This window comes from Wolbachia endosymbiont of Drosophila innubila (assembly GCF_021378375.1).
Lineage (GTDB): Bacteria > Pseudomonadota > Alphaproteobacteria > Rickettsiales > Anaplasmataceae > Wolbachia > Wolbachia pipientis.
Genome location: NZ_CP076228.1, coordinates 1,172,044 through 1,194,930 on the forward strand (window position 1 = coordinate 1,172,044; position 22,887 = coordinate 1,194,930).

At 35.6% G+C, this 22,887-nt stretch carries 21 protein-coding genes, 2 tRNA genes, 1 rRNA gene and 5 pseudogenes; 16 read left to right on the forward strand and 13 right to left on the reverse strand.

From position 1 onward, the window contains the following. Positions 1 to 288 precede the first annotated feature (288 nt). A complete protein-coding gene (locus J4T77_RS06335; protein WP_010082044.1) occupies positions 289 to 678 on the reverse strand; it encodes a DUF1284 domain-containing protein in 390 nt (129 codons plus the stop codon). Beyond that, positions 675 to 1,202 (reverse strand): biotin transporter BioY, encoded by a 528-nt coding sequence (locus J4T77_RS06340; protein ID WP_015589442.1) that lies wholly within the window; start codon positions 1,200 to 1,202, stop codon positions 675 to 677. The genes J4T77_RS06335 and J4T77_RS06340 overlap by 4 nt, the downstream gene beginning before the upstream one ends. 132 nt (positions 1,203 to 1,334) lie before the next feature. Here J4T77_RS06340 and J4T77_RS06345 point away from each other — a divergent pair, with 132 nt between their 5' ends. Both J4T77_RS06345 and dapF read left to right on the forward strand, forming a co-directional pair. After that, the gene (locus tag J4T77_RS06345; protein ID WP_190321389.1) at positions 1,335 to 1,892 is read left to right on the forward strand and encodes a nitroreductase family protein; all 558 of its coding nucleotides are present in this window, start codon (positions 1,335 to 1,337) and stop codon (positions 1,890 to 1,892) included. Further along, positions 1,873 to 2,661, forward strand: coding sequence for a diaminopimelate epimerase (gene dapF / locus J4T77_RS06350; RefSeq protein WP_006279822.1), 789 nt, complete (start codon positions 1,873 to 1,875; stop codon positions 2,659 to 2,661). Before J4T77_RS06345 ends, dapF begins: the two co-directional genes overlap by 20 nt. Before the next feature lie 8 nt (positions 2,662 to 2,669). Here dapF and sucD read toward each other — a convergent pair whose 3' ends face one another. The 9 genes from sucD to hemF all read right to left on the reverse strand — a co-directional run bounded on the left by sucD (position 2,670) and on the right by hemF (position 8,400). Continuing rightward, positions 2,670 to 3,545: a succinate--CoA ligase subunit alpha gene (gene sucD / locus J4T77_RS06355; protein ID WP_190321388.1), complete on the reverse strand. Its 876-nt coding sequence runs from the start codon at positions 3,543 to 3,545 to the stop codon at positions 2,670 to 2,672. A 3-nt stretch (positions 3,546 to 3,548) separates the two neighbouring features. Next, the gene (gene sucC / locus J4T77_RS06360; RefSeq protein WP_006279820.1) at positions 3,549 to 4,700 is read right to left on the reverse strand and encodes an ADP-forming succinate--CoA ligase subunit beta; all 1,152 of its coding nucleotides are present in this window, start codon (positions 4,698 to 4,700) and stop codon (positions 3,549 to 3,551) included. Positions 4,701 to 4,737: 37 nt separating this feature from the next. Beyond that, positions 4,738 to 4,938, reverse strand: coding sequence for a 30S ribosomal protein S21 (gene rpsU, locus J4T77_RS06365; RefSeq protein WP_006279819.1), 201 nt, complete (start codon positions 4,936 to 4,938; stop codon positions 4,738 to 4,740). A gap of 199 nt (positions 4,939 to 5,137) precedes the next feature. After that, positions 5,138 to 5,211 (reverse strand) — tRNA-Pro (locus J4T77_RS06370). A gap of 218 nt (positions 5,212 to 5,429) precedes the next feature. Then, complete coding sequence (locus tag J4T77_RS06375; RefSeq protein ID WP_006279818.1) at positions 5,430 to 6,116, reverse strand: 16S rRNA (uracil(1498)-N(3))-methyltransferase; 687 nt, start codon at positions 6,114 to 6,116, stop codon at positions 5,430 to 5,432. Positions 6,117 to 6,144: 28 nt separating this feature from the next. Continuing rightward, positions 6,145 to 6,216 (reverse strand) — tRNA-Glu (locus J4T77_RS06380). A 68-nt stretch (positions 6,217 to 6,284) separates the two neighbouring features. Further along, positions 6,285 to 6,731: a hypothetical protein gene (locus J4T77_RS06385; RefSeq protein WP_233641030.1), complete on the reverse strand. Its 447-nt coding sequence runs from the start codon at positions 6,729 to 6,731 to the stop codon at positions 6,285 to 6,287. Further along, on the reverse strand, positions 6,715 to 7,527 hold the full coding sequence (locus J4T77_RS06390) for a hypothetical protein (protein WP_223823128.1): 813 nt from the start codon (positions 7,525 to 7,527) through the stop codon (positions 6,715 to 6,717). Before J4T77_RS06390 ends, J4T77_RS06385 begins: the two co-directional genes overlap by 17 nt. Before the next feature lie 48 nt (positions 7,528 to 7,575). After that, complete coding sequence (gene hemF, locus J4T77_RS06395) at positions 7,576 to 8,400, reverse strand: oxygen-dependent coproporphyrinogen oxidase (RefSeq protein ID WP_190321387.1); 825 nt, start codon at positions 8,398 to 8,400, stop codon at positions 7,576 to 7,578. 160 nt (positions 8,401 to 8,560) lie between these two features. On the opposite strand from hemF, the gene J4T77_RS06400 reads away from it, so the two are divergent. From J4T77_RS06400 to J4T77_RS07660, 4 genes and pseudogenes are all read left to right on the forward strand, one after another. Further along, on the forward strand, positions 8,561 to 11,041 hold the full coding sequence (locus J4T77_RS06400; protein WP_190321386.1) for an ATP-binding protein: 2,481 nt from the start codon (positions 8,561 to 8,563) through the stop codon (positions 11,039 to 11,041). Between the two features lie 90 nt (positions 11,042 to 11,131). Continuing rightward, the gene (locus J4T77_RS06405) at positions 11,132 to 11,974 is read left to right on the forward strand and encodes a ParA family protein (protein ID WP_006280226.1); all 843 of its coding nucleotides are present in this window, start codon (positions 11,132 to 11,134) and stop codon (positions 11,972 to 11,974) included. Next, positions 11,971 to 12,822 carry a ParB/RepB/Spo0J family partition protein gene (locus tag J4T77_RS06410; RefSeq protein WP_190321385.1) on the forward strand — a complete coding sequence of 284 codons (852 nt, stop codon included), beginning with the start codon at positions 11,971 to 11,973 and terminating at the stop codon, positions 12,820 to 12,822. The genes J4T77_RS06405 and J4T77_RS06410 overlap by 4 nt, the downstream gene beginning before the upstream one ends. 235 nt (positions 12,823 to 13,057) lie before the next feature. Further along, positions 13,058 to 13,141, forward strand: a pseudogene (locus J4T77_RS07660) (WPE palindromic element domain-containing protein); the annotation flags it as partial. Between the two features lie 559 nt (positions 13,142 to 13,700). On the opposite strand, the gene J4T77_RS06420 reads toward J4T77_RS07660, so the two are convergent. Beyond that, positions 13,701 to 14,315, reverse strand: a complete 615-nt coding sequence (locus J4T77_RS06420) for a hypothetical protein (protein WP_010963111.1) — start codon at positions 14,313 to 14,315, stop codon at positions 13,701 to 13,703. A 153-nt stretch (positions 14,316 to 14,468) separates the two neighbouring features. Here J4T77_RS06420 and J4T77_RS06425 point away from each other — a divergent pair. The 9 genes and pseudogenes from J4T77_RS06425 (at position 14,469) to J4T77_RS06465 (ending at position 20,752) form a co-directional block, all read left to right on the forward strand. After that, positions 14,469 to 15,973: ribosomal RNA gene (locus J4T77_RS06425) — 16S ribosomal RNA — on the forward strand. A gap of 100 nt (positions 15,974 to 16,073) precedes the next feature. Beyond that, positions 16,074 to 16,451 carry a succinate dehydrogenase, cytochrome b556 subunit gene (sdhC, locus tag J4T77_RS06430; protein WP_010082037.1) on the forward strand — a complete coding sequence of 126 codons (378 nt, stop codon included), beginning with the start codon at positions 16,074 to 16,076 and terminating at the stop codon, positions 16,449 to 16,451. Next, complete coding sequence (gene sdhD, locus J4T77_RS06435; RefSeq protein ID WP_010963113.1) at positions 16,448 to 16,804, forward strand: succinate dehydrogenase, hydrophobic membrane anchor protein; 357 nt, start codon at positions 16,448 to 16,450, stop codon at positions 16,802 to 16,804. Before sdhC ends, sdhD begins: the two co-directional genes overlap by 4 nt. Before the next feature lie 84 nt (positions 16,805 to 16,888). Next, on the forward strand, positions 16,889 to 17,182 hold the full coding sequence (locus J4T77_RS06440) for a hypothetical protein (protein WP_233641031.1): 294 nt from the start codon (positions 16,889 to 16,891) through the stop codon (positions 17,180 to 17,182). A 122-nt stretch (positions 17,183 to 17,304) separates the two neighbouring features. Continuing rightward, a complete protein-coding gene (locus J4T77_RS06445) occupies positions 17,305 to 18,126 on the forward strand; it encodes a hypothetical protein (protein ID WP_233641032.1) in 822 nt (273 codons plus the stop codon). Positions 18,127 to 18,238: 112 nt separating this feature from the next. Beyond that, positions 18,239 to 18,790, forward strand: a pseudogene (locus J4T77_RS06450) (sugar phosphate nucleotidyltransferase); the annotation flags it as partial. A 57-nt stretch (positions 18,791 to 18,847) separates the two neighbouring features. Beyond that, a pseudogene (locus tag J4T77_RS06455) lies at positions 18,848 to 19,677 on the forward strand (IS5 family transposase). A 26-nt stretch (positions 19,678 to 19,703) separates the two neighbouring features. Then, positions 19,704 to 20,447 (forward strand): annotated as a pseudogene (locus J4T77_RS06460) (cupin domain-containing protein); the annotation flags it as partial. Positions 20,448 to 20,575: 128 nt separating this feature from the next. Then, the gene (locus J4T77_RS06465; RefSeq protein WP_182282794.1) at positions 20,576 to 20,752 is read left to right on the forward strand and encodes a hypothetical protein; all 177 of its coding nucleotides are present in this window, start codon (positions 20,576 to 20,578) and stop codon (positions 20,750 to 20,752) included. On the opposite strand, the pseudogene J4T77_RS06470 reads toward J4T77_RS06465, so the two are convergent. Then, positions 20,732 to 21,563, reverse strand: a pseudogene (locus J4T77_RS06470) (IS5 family transposase). The gene J4T77_RS06465 and the pseudogene J4T77_RS06470 overlap by 21 nt on opposite strands. A gap of 41 nt (positions 21,564 to 21,604) precedes the next feature. On the opposite strand from J4T77_RS06470, the gene J4T77_RS06475 reads away from it, so the two are divergent. Further along, positions 21,605 to 22,702, forward strand: a complete 1,098-nt coding sequence (locus J4T77_RS06475; protein ID WP_233641034.1) for a hypothetical protein — start codon at positions 21,605 to 21,607, stop codon at positions 22,700 to 22,702. The last annotated feature ends 185 nt before the right edge of the window (positions 22,703 to 22,887 follow it).

A 22,887-nucleotide genomic window follows, 5' to 3' on the forward strand; every position in this document is an offset into this window, starting at 1 on the left:
ACACATGACGCGGCCTTCGATCCCGATGAGGTGAGTAATATCTTGCCTTAGCGTTATTACCCATGTTGCCTTCCACCAAATGTAAAGTGTCAGCCCCCATGACGCGTGAATTACGGGACTCAATACCTTCACTTTCGTTGCACCCTATGTTGTCCATTCCATTAGCTTTACTACGCTCGTTACCTTACGCAGCATAATGGTTTGTTCCAGGTTGCCGGCTAAGCTTTACCCGTGTTGGATTTTCACCAACTGTTCCTTACGCACTTCTTGGCGCACACATTTTGTCAACTACCTTTGTAGATTTAAAAGGGCATTTTTACATATTCCATATGGCTGCCAGTTGCACCCCTCACATGCGTACTCGAATTTCTCTAAAGACATTTTCTCCCTAATCTTTTCTACCGCTTCACTCCAGGTCAAAGTCTCGCCAATTTTAATTCCTAAAATTTCCATATGCCTTCTATCTAGCTCTAAAACTTTAGCTTGTTCGGTGCATTTACCTTGTTTAGTCTGGTTTGGGCAAGCACTACAAATACTATCAAGGTTACCAACTACTTCGATTTGAGTACTAACCACTTCACTTGCTATCTTCCTATAATTTTCTACAAAACCCTGAGAATACCCATATCCCCGAAACGCGAGGGTGCACATAAAATGATGAGGGCGAAATTTTATCATTTTTTCAAATATTGCAAAGCTGCTACAAGTAGAAAAATTTTTATCAAACCAGGAAGGATAAATGGTAAAACACCCACCATTATTGCTTGTCCCAGACCCAAGTAAACAGCAAGCCAACTAACACCACAAATAAAGATTACAACTGTACCAGCCAGACAACTTAAAGAATTACACACAAATGATTTATATTTAGAGTTCAGTAATTCATTTACTTTGCTCATTACCATAACAGCAGCTAAACAGCCAATTAAATATCCACCTGTTGGTCCAAGGAGAGCGTGATAACCACCAGAAAAATTTGCAAGAACAGGCAATCCTGCTGCACCAAGTGATAGATATGTAAGCACAGAATAGAATGCTGTTCTGCGGTTAAATTTAAGCCCAATAAGCATTACTCCTAAAGTTTGCAATGTGATAGGCACAGGCTGCAATGGTATACTTATTTGAGCCATCAAGAATAAAAGTAAAACGCAAGACAATATTTCAGCCAGTGTTGACCTGCTGCTAGATTGTGTTATAAACATACCTTCCCAATAAAAATAACTTATTAAATGTAATATATGTGTATGAGAGGTTTTGCAATTTAAATTTTGCTTATATTGTGCTACAATGAATTATTTATGCACTATTAAATTAAAAATGATGATAAATTAAAAATGATGAGTAAACAAGATCTATTATCGTTGATGAAAGCAAGACACAGCGGACGTTCATACGATCCTACAAGAGCAATATCTCAGGAAGACATGGATATTTTAATGGAAGCTGTAAGGCTGACTCCCTCATGTTTTGGTGATGAACCCTGGAGATACGTAATATGCAACAAACAGAACAATCAAAGCGCATGGGAAAAGCTGCTAAATTGCCTTGATGAATCTAATCAAAAATGGGCAAAAGATGCACAAGTGTTAATCATATCTTTAAGCGCTAAGAATTTCCGCAAATCTGATAAAGGTGAAAATTTTTGGGCTAATCAGGATACTGGTGCAGCGAATTATGGACTTATGTTACAAGCTGCAGTTATGAACTTAATGGCCCATCAAATGGGTGGATTTGATAGAGATAAAATAGTGAAAGAGTTCAATATACCCAATGACTTTAACGTAATGTCAGTGATAGCGGTTGGTTACGAAGAAGAGGGTGCTGAAACAAGTAAGAAGAAAAGAAGACCAATAGAAGAAATATTTTTTTATGATGAGTGGCCAAAATTCTGAAAATTTTATCAAAATGCACGGCACTGGTAACAATTTCGTTATCATAGACTCACGTTCAACAAACAATTTAGACTGGAACCATAGACAAATTGCTGATCAAAGCAGTTGTGATCAAGTGATAATTATAACAATGTCTAATGCTGCAGACTGTTTTATGCATATCTATAATGCTGATGGCAGTCGAGCTGAAATGTGCGGAAACGCAGCACGCTGTGTTGGATATTTGATAATGTCAGAAAAAGGTGCTGAATACTCCATTATTGAGCTAACAAGCAAACGCATTTTAGAGTGTTTTAAAGTGGGTGATAAATCCATAAAGGTTAACATGGGTAAACCTTTGCTAAAATGGCATGAAATTCCCTTATCTACTGAGTGTGACACTCTTCACTTACCTATAGAGCTTGAAATGCTAAAAGATCCTGTTGCAGTAAATATTGGCAATCCTCACATAGTTTTTTTTGTTGATAACATAAGTGAAATACCATTGCGAAATTTAGGACCAAAGCTAGAAAATCACGCATTATTTCCTCGGAAAATTAATGTTAGTATTGCACAAGTTGAAAAGTCTGGAGAAATAGCTTTAAGAGTTTGGGAAAGAGGTACAGGCATTACTGCATCATGCGGTAGTGCAGCCTGTGCAGCACTTGTTGCATCCACACTACGTGGATATCTGGTTGCCCAACAGACTTCAGTAAATTTACCAGGAGGCAAGTTATTAATCGAATGGGCAAATAACGTATTCATGACCGGTGATATAGGGTTTTTGTGACCCTAATTCTAGTGATGCATTACTTCCAATACCTTCTTACCAATTACTGCAGGGGTTTCAGCAATTGCAATTCCAGCGCTCCGCATAACTTCTAGTTTTGCACCAGCACTTCCACCGCTGGAAGAGATGATTGCTCCAGCGTGTCCCATACGTCTTCCTGGAGGTGCCGTTTGGCCTGCTACAAAACCAACGATTGGCTTTTTAGTTTTTTCTGTTTTCACAAAATGTGATACATCTTCTTCTTCGTTTCCACCTATTTCACCAATAACTACGATACCATGAGTATCGTTATCTTTTAAAAAGAGCTCCATACAGTCGACAAATGTTATACCATGAACTGGATCCCCCCCAATTCCGATACACGTGGATTGACCAAGACCAACAGCGGTTGTTTGTGCTACTGCCTCGTAAGTTAAAGTTCCGGAGCGAGACATAATTCCTATGTGTCCACGCTTATGGATATGGCCAGGCATAATTCCTATTTTGCATTCTTCAGGGGTAATAATTCCCGGGCAGTTGGGACCAATCAATCGACTTTTTGAGCCGATAAGCGCACGCTTAACTTTCACCATATCAAGCATAGGAATGCCCTCTGTAATACAAATTATCAATTCTATTTTTGCATCTATTGCTTCAAGTATTGCAGCAGCAGCAAATTTAGCAGGTACATATATAACTGTAGCATTTGCACCGGTTTTTTCTTTGGCTTCTGCTACAGTATTAAAAACCGGTAAATTAAGGTGAGTGCTCCCACCCTTTCCAGGAGTTACACCTCCCACCATTTTCGTTCCGTAATCAATTGCTTGCTCTGAATGAAATGTGCCTTGTGCGCCAGTAAAACCCTGGCATATTAATCTTGTATCTTTGTTTACTAAAACGGACATGCTTTATTTTACCTCTTTTACTATCTTTTGCGCAGCTTCATCTAGCTCATCTGCAGCAATAATATTTAATCCTGACTCTTCTAAAATTTTTTTTCCTTCTTCAAAATTAGTACCTGATAATCTAACCACTAGAGGAACTTTAATGCTCATTTCTTTTGCAGCCGCAACAATTCCACTTGCGATAATATCGCAACGCATTATACCACCAAATATGTTAACCAGAATTCCTTTTACGTTGCTATCAGACAATATGATTTTAAATGCTTCAGTTACAGTTTCTTTACTCGCTCCACCACCAACATCCAAAAAGTTAGCAGGCTCTGCTCCGTAGTATTTTATTATATCCATTGTTGCCATAGCAAGACCTGCACCATTTACCATGCAACCAATACTGCCATCCATTTTGATGTAACTGAGCCCATACTTTGAAGCCTCTATCTCTTCTTTCACTTCCTCATCATAATCACGAAGTTCCATAATTTCTGGGTGACGATATAAAGCATTATCATCGAAATTAATTTTTGCATCGAGCGCAATAAAATCTCCAGAATTTGTTTCAACCAGTGGATTAATTTCAATTTGGCTCGCATCAGTTGCAATAAACGCATCATATATTTTTTTTGCAATGTTCGATATCTTTTCTATTTGTTCTGGACTCAAATGAAAACTGCTGCTTAACTTGCTGCTATCAAAACTTGTAGCAGGATCAATATCAAATTTCACAATTTTTGCAGGAGAATTTTTTGCCACTTCTTCGATGTCCATTCCACCTTCTGAGGAAAATATGAATATTGGCCTACTGAGCTTCGGGTCGATTACCAGGCTTAAATAATACTCTTTCTTAATGCTTGAGCCTTCTTCAACGTACACTTTTCTTACTTGCTGCCCGCTTGGCCCTGTTTGATGAGTAACTAAAGTCATACCAATCATGTCCTTTACAAACTGTTGAGCTTCTTCAACTGACTTTGCTAGCTTTACGCCACCGGCTTTACCCCTACCACCTGCATGAATTTGAGCTTTAACTACAAACACGTCAGATTTTAATTGACTTACTTGAGTCTTTACTTCTTCTGCAGATGTAGCAACAAAACCTTTTGGCACTGGGACATTAAATTTATGCAAAACTTCTTTCGCTTGATATTCGTGAATATTCATAAAATAACCAATGATAAACTATTAACTTGAGTACAAACTACCAACCATAACGTTGCCTTCTGCACTCTTGTTGGTACCTCTTTTTTTTAGCTTCAGCTTTCTTTTTAGCTCTTTTTTCTGATTTTTTTTCATGATATTGTTTTTTCATTTTCAACCCTCTTCCTTCCTTTTGAATTGTTTTTTTCAATACTGGAAGAGCTCTGTCTACATCACCATAATGGACTGATACTTCTATCAAACTCTATACCTCCTTCGGTAATCATTTCAAAATCTATTTATAAATTAGAAAATTAACATTGTCAATTATTTTATAAACTTGAGCGTTAAAATGTAATATGCCATAATTTACATGGTAAATAATGTCATTCCAGTGTCAGCTACTTGCTTACTGATGGAGATTGCTCTTATGTTACAGCGTTCTTACAACTATACTAACATCGGGGCGGAGAGATTTGAACTCCCGACCCTTTGGTCCCAAACCAAATGCGCTACCAGGCTGCGCTACGCCCCGACTTCTTTACTCAGAGTATCAATAACTCAGGCAAAATGCAAGATTCATTTGTTTACTTTAGAAAAAATATAATATGAGATTTAATATTATCTTAGAATATGTTTTTTATTAGCTCCTCTTTAACAACAGACTGCTTCGTAGAAAGTCTACAGGGTTTTTGTGCGCGCAACACTGAACCAGATTTCTTTATGACCCAAACCTTAGTCATATTTAAAAATCTAGCTACACCAATTGGTGAAAGTGAGTGCAGCAACTACAGCAGTATCGACCCTTAAAATTCTTTTTCCTAGACTCAATTTTTGACAAAACTTATCGGCAAGATCAAGTTCATAAGATGAAAAACCACCTTCAGGGCCAACAATAATAGCAACATTTTTTTTGCCTTTCAGCACTTTGTCAGCTTTACCTGTTTCATCACACAAAACAAAATTTTTACTCTGGGAATCAGGTAACTCACAAAAGTTAATAGGAGGCAAAATCTCTGGTATACTTATCCTACCTGATTGTTCCGCTGCTTCGATTGCTTGTAATTTTGCTCTACTTAGGTTAATATTTTTTACCACTGTACGTTCCGTTGAAATAAATTGAATGCAGATTACTCCCATTTCAGTTGCCTGTCTTACTATGTTGTTCAAAGCAGCACTTTTTACCATGGCACAATACAGGTATAAATTTTCCTCATATTGCTGTTGTTTAGTGCATTCTTTGGGTGTAACTTCTGTCAATTTACGCGATATATTAACTACTTCTCCTAACCATTCTCCATCTTTTCCATTAAAAAGAGAGAGATTATCATACTTCTTAAGCCGCATTACATTGCAAATATAGTGACTTTGTTGTGGATTAAGTGCTAAACTCACGCCTTGTGATAAAGCTTCTTCAACATAGAGCCTAATTTTTCCCATTCAAAACTTTAATTATATTCTACTTGAGTGACTCTTACGGGATTTGAACCCGTGTTACCACCGTGAAAGGGTGGTGTCCTAACCACTAGACGAAAGAGTCAACTTGAATCTAACTAGGTTATATCGATTACATATATAAAGTCAATTCAATTATTTTGAATCACATAGTTAGAGGGATATATCAGTAATCTTATATCGACAGCCTCCTATTACTCCATGCTCAATACTCACTGAACCTATCTCAGATTTAGGAGCTAATTCTAATTGTTGTTCAACTTTTGTATCGGAATCATAGCCAGAATCGTAGCCAGAATCTCTACGCTCATATTTCTGCCTTATTTCTTCTACACTAAAGCCAGCCTTGGTCTTAATTTTTTGATCATTAGTCTGTTGCTGACTTATCGACTTATTAGCACTTAGCTCATTTAGCTTCACTTGCCAATCATTCACTTTATCTTGCACTAACCCATGGCAAGTTCCAGAATTAGCTTTTATGTCTTTTGCTTTTCTTTCTGCTCTTTTCTTGGACAAATCTACCCTAGCATAAATAGGTTCTGACGACTGTTCTGGCTCTTTCTGTTTTAGGCTAGTAGGCTTTTTATTCTGAAAGATCATCTATAGTGCAATAAATAGGTTCTTCTGATATACTCAAATAACCACTATCTTCCAATGATAAATTTTCAGTGGATTTTTTATGTGAATCATATATTTCAGCATAAATAGATTCTTCTGATACACTCAAATAACCATTCTCCCCTAATGAGTTACTAACCTTAGCATCATACACCTCAGCGTAAATTGGCTCTTTTGAAGGCAAAGCATCATAATTAGTGCTCTTTGGCTTATACTCAAAAGTTCTAGAAGGTTTTTGAGGTGGTATTACATTGTTGTTCACCTCAGCGTACATAGTTATTGGCTCATATTCAGAGGTTCTAGGAGGTTTTTGTTGTATAGCTTCAACATTCAAATCATCTGTAGAATAATACTCTGCGCCTTTTCCTAGTAAAAAGGAAACTGTGGGGTGAAGAATTATCTCTGCTGGTAAGTTTTTCTCACTATCCAATTTTAGATTTTTTGATTCTGCTAAACTCTCAATAACACGAATTATAACATTCTTTCCATTCTCATCTATTGAGTGGATATCAGCTCCACGATTAATCAGCAATTCCATTATTTTGTGATCTGTAGCATGTCCTAAAGCCTGATTTAAAGCTTGATTATTATTTATATCAAATGATCCTGTATTCTTGAGAGACATAGTCTTTGAAAAGAATTTTCTAAAACTATTTAATGCATCATAGAGAATTAGAGTCAGTTTAACACCTTTTATGTCATTGTTTTTGACAGATTTAATTAAAAAATTATCTATTATGCCTATGATTATACCCCCTATATAAAAGCTCACTACCATGGTACAATTTTAAACTATGATGATTTATTTTCTACTAATAGCAGCTCTCTATAACCACTTAACAAGTGGTGGCATTGACATCATAATTGCATCTGGATTGCCGTCAGTCATTAAACCAAACCTTGTGCCACGATCGTATAACAGATTGAATTCTACATATCTGCCACGTTTTATTAATTGATTTTCTCGTTGTTCTTTTGTCCAAGATTTTTGTATATGTTTACGTATGATGTGCAAATAAATTTCCAAAAAGGCTTCACCTACTGCTTTTGTGAACTCAAAATCGTTTTCCCAGTTGCTAGAACTCAGATTATCATAGAAAATGCCACCAATACCACGCGGCTCTTTTCTGTGTTGTAAGAAAAAATAGTTGTCACATTGCTCTTTAAATTTTGGATAATATCCGGTGTCAAATCTATCACATGTCATTTTGATTGATTCATGAATATACTTGCAATCTTCTTCATTTTTATATATTGGCGTAAAATCCATTCCTCCACCAAACCATTGTTTTGAAGTATATATCAGCCTTGTGTTCATATGTGCTGCAGGGATAAGGGGCGATTGCATATGAGACACTAAAGATATACCGCTTGCCCAGAACTCTCCGTTACTTTCACTTGCACCAGGAATTTCATTAATGGCTAAATCTGCAAATTTTCCGTGTACTTTTGAAACGTTTACTCCAACTTTTTCAAAAACATTACCAAAAATAATTGTAGATTCACCACCTCCACCACCTGGGCGATCCCACTTTCTCTTTTCGATTTTTGGCTCTGCGGATGATTGTTTTTCAATTAATAAGAAAGATTCTATAATCTTATCTCTTAGTGCACAGAACCATTTAAATGCTTGTGTTTTTTGTTTTTCCATAATATCCTCTTGCTAGCTTATTAACATTGTTATATCTGATATTTAAGGAACTTAATTAGATTTGGATGATAATTATCTATCAAAGACGTTAATAAATCTATAATAATTAAATCAATATAATAGAACATTTTCGTATGTACAACAATGCCAAGTAACAATAATGAATAAAAGATACATAGATAACAAAAAAGAGAACAGGGTTGACTTCATACTAAGAAATTATGGAATGTCAATTGTTGTGATGGCAGTTATTATGCTCTTACCTCCAGTAGCAATATCGATACTCTACTTTTTTGATATATATAGTCAGCATATTAATATAGAGATTAATTTATTAGTTAGCATTCTAACAACTCTCTTTATGATGTATAATGTAAAACGCTACAGATACCTACTTAATACTATAGAATTTCAAAATGCAATATTTGCAAATGCACTAAATCATAATACAGAATTTTGCCTTATTTTACATAAAGATGAAGGTATTATTTATGCTGATGCAAGGTTCTACGAAAGGTTTAAAGATCATATAGATGATGACATTACGTTAGACAAGATTCTTGAAATAGGAGATGTTTCAGAAGCAGACAAAAAAGTACTCTATCATGCACTAAAAAATAACTCTTCTGTACAGGTATGCATTTCCTTAAACAAGAAGAATAGAGTATCTAACTTTCTTTTGCTCTTTGAGCCGATACCAGATAATCCCCAAATTGCTATAAATAGTAATAAGATTTTAAATTTATCATTAGTGCCAATAGCAAGGCCAGATGGGTATTTTGTATTAAAAGCAACACAGATAAACAAGGAGCAGATATATGAAGAGTTAATAGAAAAACACAGCATAGGAACTTACATTGCAAATGCCAAAGGGGTGATTTTATCTGTAAATAAAAGATTTTTAGACATATTTGAACTAAAAAAACTGGAAAAAGGTAGCTCAATCAGTGATTTTATATCTCAATCTAAATATAACAATACAACAACCGATAATGAAATTTTGTTTTTTACTATAAGTGGTATTCCATTCAAGGCTTATATGAGCACTGCTATATTTTGTGATAAATACAACCATAGCTATATATATGGCTTTATAACACCAACCGAATCAAATATTGTTGATTATCAATTACACCCTTGTTTTGCAAATTCATCAATTGCTATTGCACAATGTGACATAAACGGCAACTTTATAAAGAAAAATACGGCACTAATAAAGCTTGCAGGGTCAGATAATAATTCAATCTTTACGTTGATATTGGATAGTTATCATGTGAAAATACGTGAATATTTTTCGAGTAATAGAATAAATAATGCGTCTTTTGATGTACAGCTCAACGGCGGTAATAACATAAAAATATATTTCAATAAGTTTCTTCATAATAAAATGATCTTCATACTTTGTTATTTTATTGACAATACTGAACACAAAAACCTAGAGATAAAGCTTGAGCATTATCAAAAGATGCAAGCTATAGGGCAGTTAGCAGGTGGTATTGCGCATGATTTCAACAATATATTGACTGGGATAATAGGATTTTGCGATTTGCTTTTACTCCAACACTCAGCTGGTGACCCATCTTTTGGAGATATAATACAGATACAGCAAAATGCAAAGCGTGGATCAAATTTAGTAAGACAATTGCTTGCTTTCTCAAGAAGACAGACCTTGCAGCCAAAAATTATTGATGTAAATAATACTATAGCTAATCTTTATGAAATGATAAAAAGATTAATAGGTGAAAATATAAAATTTAATATTTATTATGGTAGAGACTTGGGTGCTGTTAGGGCTGATCAAGGGCAATTAGAGCAAGTTATACTTAACTTAGCAGTCAATGCTAGTGCTGCTATGGAAAAGGGCGGAGAATTAACTATACGAACCTTTAATCAAAAGATTGACTCATTAAATTCTACACCTCAGGATATGTTTTCTCCAGACAAGGAAGCGATTGAACATGGAAATTATGTTGTGATTGAAGTAATTGATACTGGATGTGGAATGACGAGTGATACAACTGAAAAGATCTTTGATCCATTTTTTTCTACCAAAGATATTACCTCTGGTACAGGTCTTGGCCTCTCTACTGTATATGGCATTATTAAACAAACTGAAGGATACATCTATGTTGCTAGCAAAGTAAATCATGGAACTAAATTTAGCATATTTTTGCCCATGGTTTACATATCAGATGAAAATGATAGAGAGGAAGATAGTGAAGAAACAGAAAAACCGGTAGTAAGTGAAATTAAAGGTAATGGTATAATTTTATTAATCGAAGATGAAGATTCAGTAAGGGAATTCATCTCTAAAGCACTCAAAAGAAAAGGATTTGATGTAATAGAAGCAAGCATAGGCAGCGAGGCGCCAGAAATAATCAGTAAAAAAAGTCAACATATAGATCTTATAATCACTGATGTAATCATGCCAGAGGTGAGCGGCCCAGAAATAGTTAAAGAAGCATTGACCCATAGGCCAAATATCAACGTTATTTTTATTTCTGGGTATGCAGAAGATGCTTTTTTAAAGAGTGATGACATCAATATAGAAGATTTTCACTTTTTGCCAAAACCATTCACTCTGAATGAATTAGGAAACAAGGTTCAAAGTGTGTTACACAAAGCAAAAAAGACAGTCTAATTTTAGTGTGGTTAGCAACAAAAAAATTTTCTAATGCAAAAGTTTCTTGCATATATACAATAGAATTATTTTATACATAAGATAAAAGGCGTGAGCAAGATTATTGCAATAGTAAATCAAAAGGGTGGAGTTGGCAAAACCACAACTAGTATAAATTTGTCGACAGCCTTTGCTGCTGTGGGAAAAAGCACTTTATTGGTAGATCTTGATCCTCAAGGAAATGCTAGCACCGGACTCGGGATTTCTTATCGTAGTAGGGAAGAAAAAAACATATACAAAATACTACTAAGCAGCGAAAATAAATTGATAGAATCGGCAATTTTCAATATAAAGGAAATTCCGAATTTATCGCTAATTTCGTCAGTAGTTGATTTGTCAGCTGCAGAAATTGAATTATCGCAACTTGAGCGAGGAAAATTCGTACTAAAAAGCGCATTGGAGAAGATACGCGATAATTATGAGTATATAATCATCGATTGCCCTCCATCACTTGGGCTTCTGACCATAAATGCTTTGACTGCTGCTAATTCTATTATTGTTCCTCTTCAGTGTGAATTTTTTGCTCTGGAAGGATTAAGCCATTTAGTTAAAACTGTGGAGCTAATAAAAAGGAATAACCTAAACCCTTTTTTGGCAATAGAAGGGATAGTGTTAACAATGTATGACAGGCGCAACAAACTCAGTGAACAGATTAAAAACGATATTTGCCAGTATTTAAATGATAAAGTATACAAAACTATCATCCCATTGTATGAGACTGTTATTCCACGTAACGTACGGTTATCAGAAGCGCCTTCTCATGGAAAACCCGCTATTGTGTATGATCTTAAGTGTCCTGGTGCACAAGCATATATAAGTTTGGCAAGGGAAATTTTAAAAAAGCACGCGAGCAGTTGTAAGGAGAAGAAACTAGTAAGCGAGGGCGTAGTATGAAGGATGATAGACGCCTCGGCAGAGGTCTTGCCGGCCTCATAGGCGATAATTATGATAATAAAGAAGATCGACAAGAGCATTTGTCTATTTCATTACTGCACCCAAGCAAATTTCAACCGAGGAAACATTTTGACGAGGAGTCATTAAGAGAACTTGCAAATTCGATAAAGAAAAGTGGCATTATACAGCCTATCGTGGTACGCAAAGATTCAAATGATGATGGTTATGAAATAATAGCTGGAGAACGTCGTTGGCGAGCAAGCAAGATTGCAAATCTTGATAGTGCACCGGTTATCATAAAAGATCTGAGCGACAAGGAATGCTTGGAAGTATCCATTATTGAAAACATACAAAGGCAAGATATTAATCCAATAGAGGAAGGTGAAGCTTACAGAAAACTGATAGATGAGTTTTTCTATACACATGAGGAATTAGCTTCAGCTATAGGCAAAAGCCGCAGCCACATAACCAATATGATTCGGATGTTGTTGCTCCCTGATAGGGTGAAAACAATGATCAATGAGAAAAAATTGTCTATGGGTCATGCAAGAGCGTTGATTAATGTTGAAAATGCAGAAAGTATTGCAGAAAAAATAGTTTCTCAGGGCTTAAGCGTTAGACAAACTGAAAAACTGATAAAGGACCTACATCAAAACAACAATCAAAAAGAGCAGAGATATACTAGAAATCAAGATATGACAGTAATAGAAGGCGCTATATCTTCTCAACTTGGTTTAAAGATCAAAATTAATGACAACAATTCTAAGGGTAAAGTTATGATACGGTATGATAATCCAAATGAATTGGATTTGATATTGAAAATTTTGAATAGGAAACTTGAGGCATAGCTAGTAGTTGGCTAGCAAAGCAACAAACCAATATCAACTGTTGGTGTCATGAAAGTAGCTGACACTGGAATCCAGGAATTTTATTAAGTTGGTAAGCATAAAAGTATAACTTCTACGTCATACCGCCGCGGTATCCGCTAACAAGCAGCGGGATGACGATTGTCAGGGTAGCTGTCATCCCAGTGCCCTGACTACTTGGATCCAGGAAAAAGAATGGTGTCATCCAAGTAGCTGACACTGGGATCCAGAAGACTTAATTTCAACCAAGTGGCTGCATAATAAAGGCTGGATTCCAGTGTCACGCACTGGGATGACACCCTAGTAGAAATCGTTTTTGTAATTGCAACATTCGTGCAATCTTTAGCCATAAATATTAAGAAATTTACCAAATAAAAAAAAGGCAAAAGAAGCCCTGGGGTTATTATCCGCTTTAAAATATTGGCGTTTTTTATGTTTTAAACGCTTGAAAAGCAAGATTAAGCTGCTTTTAATTGCAACTAACTTACGCTGCAAATGTTTAAGAAGTTTACTAAGCAGAAAAAAAGACAAAGAACCCCCGAGTTAGCTAGTCTTTTACTATCTCTGTCGAGTATTGGCATTTTTTGATGTCTTGTAACGCTTTATAAGCGCGTTCAGCTTATTTAGATAAAAATCTAGATGTAGATGAAGTTTTGTAAAGACATACAGTATCTATATACTGCAAAAAATTGAACATAAGACGCCGATACATTAAGTAATCCTTACCTTTTAATCTGCAGATTGGCGAAAGCAAATACAATAGCTTCACTATCATGATAAGGGAGCTGGCGAAGGGTGTCAAGTAAGTTTTTTCGTTTCATCCGATGCGCTGCCAAAAGCTATGCAAAAAGTCCAATGAGTTAACTCCCATATATCCTGAGTAATTCTTGTGCATTAGCTTTGATTAGGATAGGGCATTTTCTATCATTTAATAGGGAACGCAATATTTCAGTTGCACCTTTAATGTCGTTATTATGTATCTTTACTACAGCGATAGCTTCTTGGCTTGAATAAGGATACACTGTGCTTGATTCTAAATTATCAATTTTGTCTTTATTTATTTTTTCACCGTTGGAGTGAAGTAAGCTCATTACTTCTAAATATTGTGCTAACTCACGCAAAACATTAGGAGCATCTTTATCATCTGCCAAATCATTATAAATAGATGCTGTGTCTGTTGGCATTGAATCTGAGATATGATTGAATGCGCGTTCAAAATTTGCTAAATACTCCCAATTTGAATCTATTTCTTCTAGCAGCGGCTTATTATCTTTTTTTAAGAATAATACTTCGTAAAACTTGTCACCTGCAGTTATAGATTGTTTTGTGTTATCAATGTTGCGCAATAAGTATAATGTGATGCCAACTAACATTGGCGCGAGTGCAAGCAGAAAGATGTATTTTTTCATGGTAATATTCTGAATAGTTATATATTTATACATTAATGCTTTTGATTTGCAAAAACATATTGACATAGTGATTATATCACATAATAATATTCTTAAAGTTGTTTGAATAGTTGGAGATTAAAATATTTCTAAAGTAGAAATAAAGACAGCAGTATTAAGCTAAATTATTTTTTGTCGGATTTATCCGATGTACCCTCAACCTTTTATAGGTTGAAGTCTAAATTTGAGAGTTTGATCCTAGCTCAGAATGAACGCTGGCGGCAGGCCTAACACATGCAAGTCGAACGGAGTTATATTGTAGCTTGCTATGGTATAACTTAGTGGCAGACGGGTGAGTAATGTATAGGAATCTACCTAGTAGTACGGAATAATTGTTGGAAACGGCAACTAATACCGTATACGCCCTACGGGGGAAAAATTTATTGCTATTAGATGAGCCTATATTAGATTAGCTAGTTGGTGGAGTAATAGCCTACCAAGGCAATGATCTATAGCTGATCTGAGAGGATGATCAGCCACACTGGAACTGAGACACGGTCCAGACTCCTACGGGAGGCAGCAGTGGGGAATATTGGACAATGGGCGAAAGCCTGATCCAGCCATGCCGCGTGTGTGAAGAAGGCCTTCGGGTTGTAAAGCTCTTTTAGTGAGGAAGATAATGACGGTACTCACAGAAGAAGTCCTGGCTAACTCCGTGCCAGCAGCCGCGGTAATACGGAGAGGGCTAGCGTTATTCGGAATTATTGGGCGTAAAGGGCGCGTAGGCGGATTAGTAAGTTAAAAGTGAAATCCCAAGGCTCAACCTTGGAATTGCTTTTAAAACTGCTAATCTAGAGATTGAAAGAGGATAGAGGAATTCCTAGTGTAGAGGTGAAATTCGTAAATATTAGGAGGAACACCAGTGGCGAAGGCGTCTATCTGGTTCAAATCTGACGCTGAGGCGCGAAAGCGTGGGGAGCAAACAGGATTAGATACCCTGGTAGTCCACGCTGTAAACGATGAATGTTAAATATGGGAAGTTTTACTTTCTGTATTACAGCTAACGCGTTAAACATTCCGCCTGGGGACTACGGTCGCAAGATTAAAACTCAAAGGAATTGACGGGGACCCGCACAAGCGGTGGAGCATGTGGTTTAATTCGATGCAACGCGAAAAACCTTACCACTCCTTGACATGGAAATTATACCTATTCGAAGGGATAGGGTCGGTTCGGCCGGGTTTCACACAGGTGTTGCATGGCTGTCGTCAGCTCGTGTCGTGAGATGTTGGGTTAAGTCCCGCAACGAGCGCAACCCTTGTCCTTAGTTACCAGCACGTAATGGTGGGCACTCTAAGGAGACTGCCGGTGACAAACCGGAGGAAGGTGGGGATGACGTCAAGTCATCATGGCCCTTACGGCCTGGGCTACACACGTGCTACAATGGTGGCTACAATGGGCTGCAAAGTCGCGAGGCTAAGCTAATCCCTTAAAAGCCATCTCAGTTCGGATTGTACTCTGCAACTCGAGTGCATGAAGTTGGAATCGCTAGTAATCGTGGATCAGCACGCCACGGTGAATACGTTCTCGGGTCTTGTACACACTGCCCGTCACGCCATGGGAATTGGTTTCACTCGAAGCTAACGACCTAACCGCAAGGAGGGAGTTATTTAAAGTGGGATCGGTGACTGGGGTGAAGTCGTAACAAGGTAGCAGTAGGGGAATCTGCAGCTGGATTACCTCCTTAGGCTTTGCACATAATTTACCATTTTTAATGATGGTGTTGTTATGTGCTATACTGCTGTCTTTACTTCTACTTTATTTTAATTTCCCGATAACGGAATTTTATGAGTGATAGACCTCTTTCTCCACATTTACAAATATATAAAGTACAAGTTACTAGTTTTTTCTCTATTATGCATAGATTGACTGGTATCTTGCTATTCCTTTTATTAATGATACTTTCTTGGTATTTCATATTACATGTTTACTTTCCTGAGTTACTTATAGTAAGGTACTTAAATGCATTATTATTCACTCCTGTTGCTAAATTAGCTTATGTCTTATGTTTTATAAGTTTTGTATATCATTTTCTTAATGGTATTCGTCATTTATTGAGGGATGTTGGGCTTAATTTAGAAATTACTGGCGTTTCAAGGAGTGCTATACTGCTGACAGTAACGCTACTTCTTTCTACTATGGCTTTTTTATTTATGTTTATATGAGCCAGTCTGGAAATTCAGTACATCATTGGTGGGTTCAGCGTGTTTCTGCAGTAATTTTACTGTTCCTGTTTCCTTGGTTTATCTATTCATTTTCTTGCACATTTTATACTGATAGCTCTTTGTCTTTTAGTGAAAAATTTATTAATCACCCTCTAGAGCTTTTATTTTTTGTTGTATTGTTGTTTTGCATTTTTTGGCACGCAGTTCTTGGAATGCAGGTAGTATGCGAAGATTATATACACAGCGTACCTTTGAGGATTTTTACAATTACATGCATAAAGTACTTATCAAGCATTACTTATATAACCCTCGCTTTTACAATCTTTATCTTCTACAGGCATATTTTCTTGTAAAATCACCGGTGCTGTGTTAATATATTATTAGTGTACTAGTTTTATTATTGAACTATAGCATTATAGCGATTTTGGTTTGACAATATGTTTGAAGCATTAAAAAAGGGAGCAATAGATCTTACACTTAAAGCAAAAGGTCTGCTTACTTCACCTGAATCTCAAGTTTACGTCGAAGACCTTAGAAAGGTAATGATGTATGATGGAAGGAAATGCCAGTATCCAAAAAATTATGATCAAATTGTACAGTCTGCTAAAATCATAGAAAACAGGGATATGCATGGAAATGCTATACTAGATAAAGATAAAAATCCAACCTATAAACTTTTGTATGGTCAAAAGATGAGAATGGAGAACAACCAAGTTTCAGATTATCTTTAGTTACCAAAGATAAAGATAATGATAGATCTTATTTTACTATCAATTATATAGACAATCAGGGTAAGCAAATTCCGATAAATGAGTTGCATAAGTCATATTTTGAGCCATTAGGCTTTTCGAGAATGGATTTGAAAAAACACGTGCCAATTTTTGAAGCTGAAAAAACTAAGGATCCTCAATATCCATTTGAATTAACTAATTCTTCTGTGCTAACTAAAGAGGTAAAAAATAAAGAAGGTAAAGTTCAGGAAGTTGTTGATGAAAAAGGAAGAAATGGAGAATTATTATACACTAGTGATTACAAGAAGCTAAGCACCCATTTTTCAGAAATTAGAGATCAGAATGGTAATCTAGAGCTAGATAAAAGTCTTATATCTGTTCCTATCGTTTTTGCTACAAGTTTAGCTAAAGTTTGTACTAAATTGTTGACTTCTCTTCCTATAAAGTTAGGGGAGCATTTAATAAGCGAACAAAACCCAATTGCAAAGTCTTTTGGTTATCTTTTATTTACTCCTGCAATGGCAGTAAAAAATTTAGTGGATATGGGAGCTACCATACTTAAGGCTCCAATTTTATTGTTTGTAGCAAATGAGAAAAAATATGGTGATGCTTACTACACCATGTGGAAACACCAACTGAAAGGATGTTTGGAAGAAGCAAAAAGTGACTTTAATGTTATTAAAGGTGAAGAAAGGCTAAAGCCGGATCATGGGAATCGTGATTCACTAGTGGGCACATGGGATGAGCTTAACGCTAGAAGGCCAAAGAAACAAGGGGATGATAAAGAAGTTAGCAAGAGTAATGAAATACTAAAGAGTCCTGAGGAAGAACAAAATAAGGGTAATGAAATATTAAGTGATAAAAGAAAAGGTCATGTTGAGGAATTACAAAATAGAAGAAATTCACAGCAAGGGCAAGGCGCTACACATGATCACTCTCATTAGCAATTACTTTAAATCAACATTTACTTTCTTTATTAACTATTCCACAACAAAAACTTGCATGTATTTTGCCCTCAGTATAAGATATTAATTATTTAATTAATATCTTAACTAAATGCGCCCTGTAATATTGTGTGGTGGTAGTGGTAGCAGACTTTGGCCTTTATCTAAGCCAAAGCAATTTCAGAAAATATTTAGTCAGAACACTATGTTTCACAACACTTTGTTGAGGCTAAAAAGCGATTATATGCCGCCCATAATTGCTACAAATATACAGTACGAGTCATTAGTGATGGAGGAATTGCATGCACTGCAAGAATATAAAGTGATTTTCGAACCAGTGAAAATTGGAACAGCAGCGGCAATATTAATTGCTGCACTTCTCTGCAATGAAAACGAGACAATGTTAATTCTGCCTTCAGACCATTTTATAGGTGATTTGAATAGTTTTTATGCTTCTACTCAAAAAGCGTCTAAGTTAGCCTCTGAAACTAACTCTATAGTCACTTTTGGGGTTAAGCCTCATGAATTCAATTCTGAATACGGCTATATAAATGCAGTATATGATCAGAAAGAAAAATGTCATATAGTGAAAGATTTTACAGAAAAGCCCGAGCGTAAGTTAAGTAACGATCATTATTGGAACTCTGGAATATTTGTGTTTAGAGGTTGTCCGGAAACAAGTAAAAGGCTATAATATCTGAAATTTTAGTACGGGGTAAAGATGAGAAAAAAGTATCCAACAGATCTAAGCGAAAGGGAATGGGCAAGAATAGAAAAACACTTCAGAGTATCATACAAGAAAGGAGGAAGGCTGCCAAAGTATAGCAAAAAAGAAATATTAGAAGCAATTTTCTATGTATTGCGTACAGGGTGTCAATGGCGGTATTTACCAAATGATTTTCCGCTATGGAAGACTGTGTATGAGCAGTTCAGGCAATGGAAGAAGCAGGGAATTTTTGAGAAAATGAATTATGAAATTACAAAATATAGTAGAAGAAAAATAGGAAAGAATGAGCAGCCGAGTGCCTGTATAGTAGATAGTCAATCTGTAAAGACTACAGAAAAGGGGGATCAAAGCTATGATGGAAGTAAAAAGTAAAGGGTAGAAAAAGGCATATAATTACAGACACTCAGGGTTTTATACTAGGTTGTTACGTAGGCGCTGCTAACGAAAATGATAGAGATGGTATTAAAATAGCATTAAACAATATGAGAACAAAATATACTAAAGTTAAAAAAATGTGGGCTGACATGGGATACCAAGGAAGAAATTTAAAGAATCACATAAAGGAAGAATATGACATAGATATTGAAATTGTTAAAAGGCCTCCATGTAGATTTTGGGTGCACAAAGATACGCCACCTGAGCTACTACCAACAAGAGAACAAGGGTTTAAAGTACAGCCAAGAAGATGGGTTGTAGAAAGGACTTTTGCTTGGGTTAATAGGAATAGAAGGCTATCGAAGGAGTATGATTTACTCACAACATCCACTGAGAATTTCATATACCTAGCTATGAGTAGGGTTATGTTAAAGAGGGAATATGCTTGAATTTACTAGTTTCCGAACAACCTCTTAAAGCAAAACGCTACATAGATGAGATTAAAAAATCTGCCCCGAATCTTTACAATTTATGTTTTAAATATTTCACACCGCAAGAGAGATTTCTGTATTTAAAACAACGAGATTTTGCAGGAATTGAAGGCATATCCATTGATTACTTGGTGATGGAGAAAGCAAAAAACGTTGCAATGATAGAAGCTAATTTCGATTGGTTGGATGTTGGAACTTGGAATTCAGTTTTAGAATTGAGTGAGAAGTTTAGTAAAGAACCGGCATCATTTCAGCATGTGATTAGAGAAAAAGAACCAGTTTCAACGACAGAAAGTAATAAAAATTTATTGAGTGGAGCTTGTAAGCAACCAAACAAAAGTCTAATTTCATTTATTCATAAAGTTAAGAAAGTAAAGGTGATAAGGAAAGAAGTTAAACCATGGGGATTTTGTAGTATAATTTTAATGAGCGAAAATTTTCTTATAAAATATCTTTTTATCAATCCATTAAGCTGCACTTCTAAGCAATTCCATCACTATAGAGATGAATACCATATAGTGCTATCAGGAGTTGGATATGTTAGTTTAGAAGACAAAGAATATGCTATAGCAAAGGACCATATGATAGAAATCCCAAGGGAAGTTTCCCATAGGATTGAAAATAGAAGCACAAGCTTTCCACTTGAAATAGTTGAATTTCAGATAGGAGAGCATTTATCTGATAATGATATAGTGAGATTGGATGATGTATATGGAAGAATATGGTAACGCCATAAATGCATTTGTTGGCAATTTATAATATGGGTATAGCTGCTTTATGTAAAAAATAATATTTACTAAATCTTAATATTTTAAACCTATACCCATATTTTAATAAATAATGAGTTGTAATTAATATGAAGGATCCATTTAAAAGTGACAATTATAGAGAAAATCTCGGTTTCCTTAAAGAAGCTATAAAAGCAAGAGATGAGTTAGTAACTATTAGACATTATAATAAAACGGTAAGGGATTTATCTCAGGCATTAGAGGTTGTTCGGAAACTAGTAAATTCAAGCATATTCCCTCTTTAACATAACCCTACTCATAGCTAGGTATATGAAATTCTCAGTGGATGTTGTGAGTAAATCATACTCCTTCGATAGCCTTCTATTCCTATTAACCCAAGCAAAAGTCCTTTCTACAACCCATCTTCTTGGCTGTACTTTAAACCCTTGTTCTCTTGTTGGTAGTAGCTCAGGTGGCGTATCTTTGTGCACCCAAAATCTACATGGAGGCCTTTTAACAATTTCAATATCTATGTCATATTCTTCCTTTATGTGATTCTTTAAATTTCTTCCTTGGTATCCCATGTCAGCCCACATTTTTTTTAACTTTAGTATATTTTGTTCTCATATTGTTTAATGCTATTTTAATACCATCTCTATCATTTTCGTTAGCAGCGCCTACGTAACAACCTAGTATAAAACCCTGAGTGTCTGTAATTATATGCCTTTTTCTACCCTTTTTACTTTTTACTTCCATCATAGCTTTGATCCCCCTTTTCTGTAGTCTTTACAGATTGACTATCTACTATACAGGCACTCGGCTGCTCATTCTTTCCTATTTTTCTTCTACTATATTTTGTAATTTCATAATTCATTTTCTCAAAATTCCCTGCTTCTTCCATTGCCTGAACTGCTCATACACAGTCTTCCATAGCGGAAAATCATTTGGTAAATACCGCCATTGACACCCTGTACGCAATACATAGAAAATTGCTTCTAATATTTCTTTTTTGCTATACTTTGGCAGCCTTCCTCCTTTCTTGTATGATACTCTGAAGTGTTTTTCTATTCTTGCCCATTCCCTTTCGCTTAGATCTGTTGGATACTTTTTTCTCATCTTTACCCCGTACTAAAATTTCAGATATTATAGCCTTTTACTTGTTTCCGGACAACCTCTTAAAGCGTTTTACAGATAAGGCAGAAGATGTAGCTAAGTTTGTTATACGTAGTGACTCAATTGATTATGTAAAATCGATGAATGGAAAGCCATCAGATCTTAAGATATTAAAGGAAATATTGAATAGAATCTCGGGAAGAAATGTTCCAGTTAAGAATATAAGTAGTTTTATTGATAAATTACCTCCTCCTACTTCAATGACAATCTTTGAATATCTAGAGGCTTATCGTAAAATTTCAGGTTTGGAGCAAGTTGAAAGAGGAAATATTGCAATAGCTCCAGAAAAGCCAGAACGCAGTTTTCTAAAAGAAGATAGACAAGTAGAAGTTAATTATAATGATTCAGGCCATGGAAATTCATTAGATGAAAAGCCTGGATACAAAGAGATATCAAATTATCAAGAGAAGAAGAGTAAAATTTTAACAGAAAATTCACAAAGTTCAAAATCGCCTAGAGAAGAGCTAATTTATGTAACAGTTCCTAAAGAACATATGGAAGCAAAAAGAGAACTTAAACAAAAACAACAATCTAAACCTCCAATATTGCCAAAACCATCAATAGCACCCCCATTGCCAAAAAAAATGTTTACTGCTGGTCAAGAAGTTAGACAAAAACCAAAAGTAGTAGGAACTGTTCCTAAATCAACTAAAGATAAACCTGAATTACCACTAAAACTTAAAAAGTTAGGTCATACTGATCAAAAATCAAGCACAAAGCTAGAAATGGTAGTATCTTCTATGGAAAAAGAAATTAATTATAATATCGATATTAAAGTACAAGAGATAAGAAAAAAATTCAAACAAAATCAAGCAAAAGAAAGTCCTAATGCGCAAACTATTGAAAGCAGGACCCCTCCTGTTGCACAAGTGAATATAGATGTGGAGAAAAAAACTAGGCCATCACCAAAAGTTGCTTCCCAATCTCGCTTATTTCCAATGAGGGATGAAATATCTCAGATGAATCCCTTATCAGCAAAATCTGATCCGAGACCTCATGTTAGCAAAAATGCTCTTCTCACAGATGTAAATGTAAAGCAACTAGTTGTACAATTTGAAAATTATGGAAGGAAAGAATTATAACTTATTGAATAAACCCAATAATATTCTTGATTTTTTCTATGTTATAAAAGCACAAGCTCTCCACTTGAAATAGTTGAATTTCAGATAGGAGAGCATTTATCTGATAATGATATAGTGAGGTTGGATGATGTATATGGAAGATTTTGAAATTCTAATGTTAAAGATACTCTATAAGTCTGCTAAAT

Coding starts and splice junctions, on each gene's coding strand:
- J4T77_RS06385 (WP_233641030.1), bottom strand. CDS start 6,731: ATGATCTTTCAGAATAAAAAGCCTACTAGCCTAAAACAGAAAGAGCCA.
- J4T77_RS06410 (WP_190321385.1), top strand. CDS start 11,971: ATGAAGGATGATAGACGCCTCGGCAGAGGTCTTGCCGGCCTCATAGGC.
- sdhC (WP_010082037.1), top strand. CDS start 16,074: ATGAGTGATAGACCTCTTTCTCCACATTTACAAATATATAAAGTACAA.
- dapF (WP_006279822.1), top strand. CDS start 1,873: ATGAGTGGCCAAAATTCTGAAAATTTTATCAAAATGCACGGCACTGGT.
- J4T77_RS06465 (WP_182282794.1), top strand. CDS start 20,576: ATGAAGGATCCATTTAAAAGTGACAATTATAGAGAAAATCTCGGTTTC.
- J4T77_RS06390 (WP_223823128.1), bottom strand. CDS start 7,527: ATGGTAGTGAGCTTTTATATAGGGGGTATAATCATAGGCATAATAGAT.
- J4T77_RS06345 (WP_190321389.1), top strand. CDS start 1,335: ATGATGAGTAAACAAGATCTATTATCGTTGATGAAAGCAAGACACAGC.
- sucD (WP_190321388.1), bottom strand. CDS start 3,545: ATGTCCGTTTTAGTAAACAAAGATACAAGATTAATATGCCAGGGTTTT.
- J4T77_RS06375 (WP_006279818.1), bottom strand. CDS start 6,116: ATGGGAAAAATTAGGCTCTATGTTGAAGAAGCTTTATCACAAGGCGTG.
- J4T77_RS06400 (WP_190321386.1), top strand. CDS start 8,561: ATGAATAAAAGATACATAGATAACAAAAAAGAGAACAGGGTTGACTTC.
- J4T77_RS06440 (WP_233641031.1), top strand. CDS start 16,889: ATGTTTGAAGCATTAAAAAAGGGAGCAATAGATCTTACACTTAAAGCA.
- J4T77_RS06445 (WP_233641032.1), top strand. CDS start 17,305: ATGGATTTGAAAAAACACGTGCCAATTTTTGAAGCTGAAAAAACTAAG.
- hemF (WP_190321387.1), bottom strand. CDS start 8,400: ATGGAAAAACAAAAAACACAAGCATTTAAATGGTTCTGTGCACTAAGA.
- sdhD (WP_010963113.1), top strand. CDS start 16,448: ATGAGCCAGTCTGGAAATTCAGTACATCATTGGTGGGTTCAGCGTGTT.
- J4T77_RS06420 (WP_010963111.1), bottom strand. CDS start 14,315: ATGTCAATATGTTTTTGCAAATCAAAAGCATTAATGTATAAATATATA.
- J4T77_RS06335 (WP_010082044.1), bottom strand. CDS start 678: ATGATAAAATTTCGCCCTCATCATTTTATGTGCACCCTCGCGTTTCGG.
- J4T77_RS06340 (WP_015589442.1), bottom strand. CDS start 1,202: ATGTTTATAACACAATCTAGCAGCAGGTCAACACTGGCTGAAATATTG.
- sucC (WP_006279820.1), bottom strand. CDS start 4,700: ATGAATATTCACGAATATCAAGCGAAAGAAGTTTTGCATAAATTTAAT.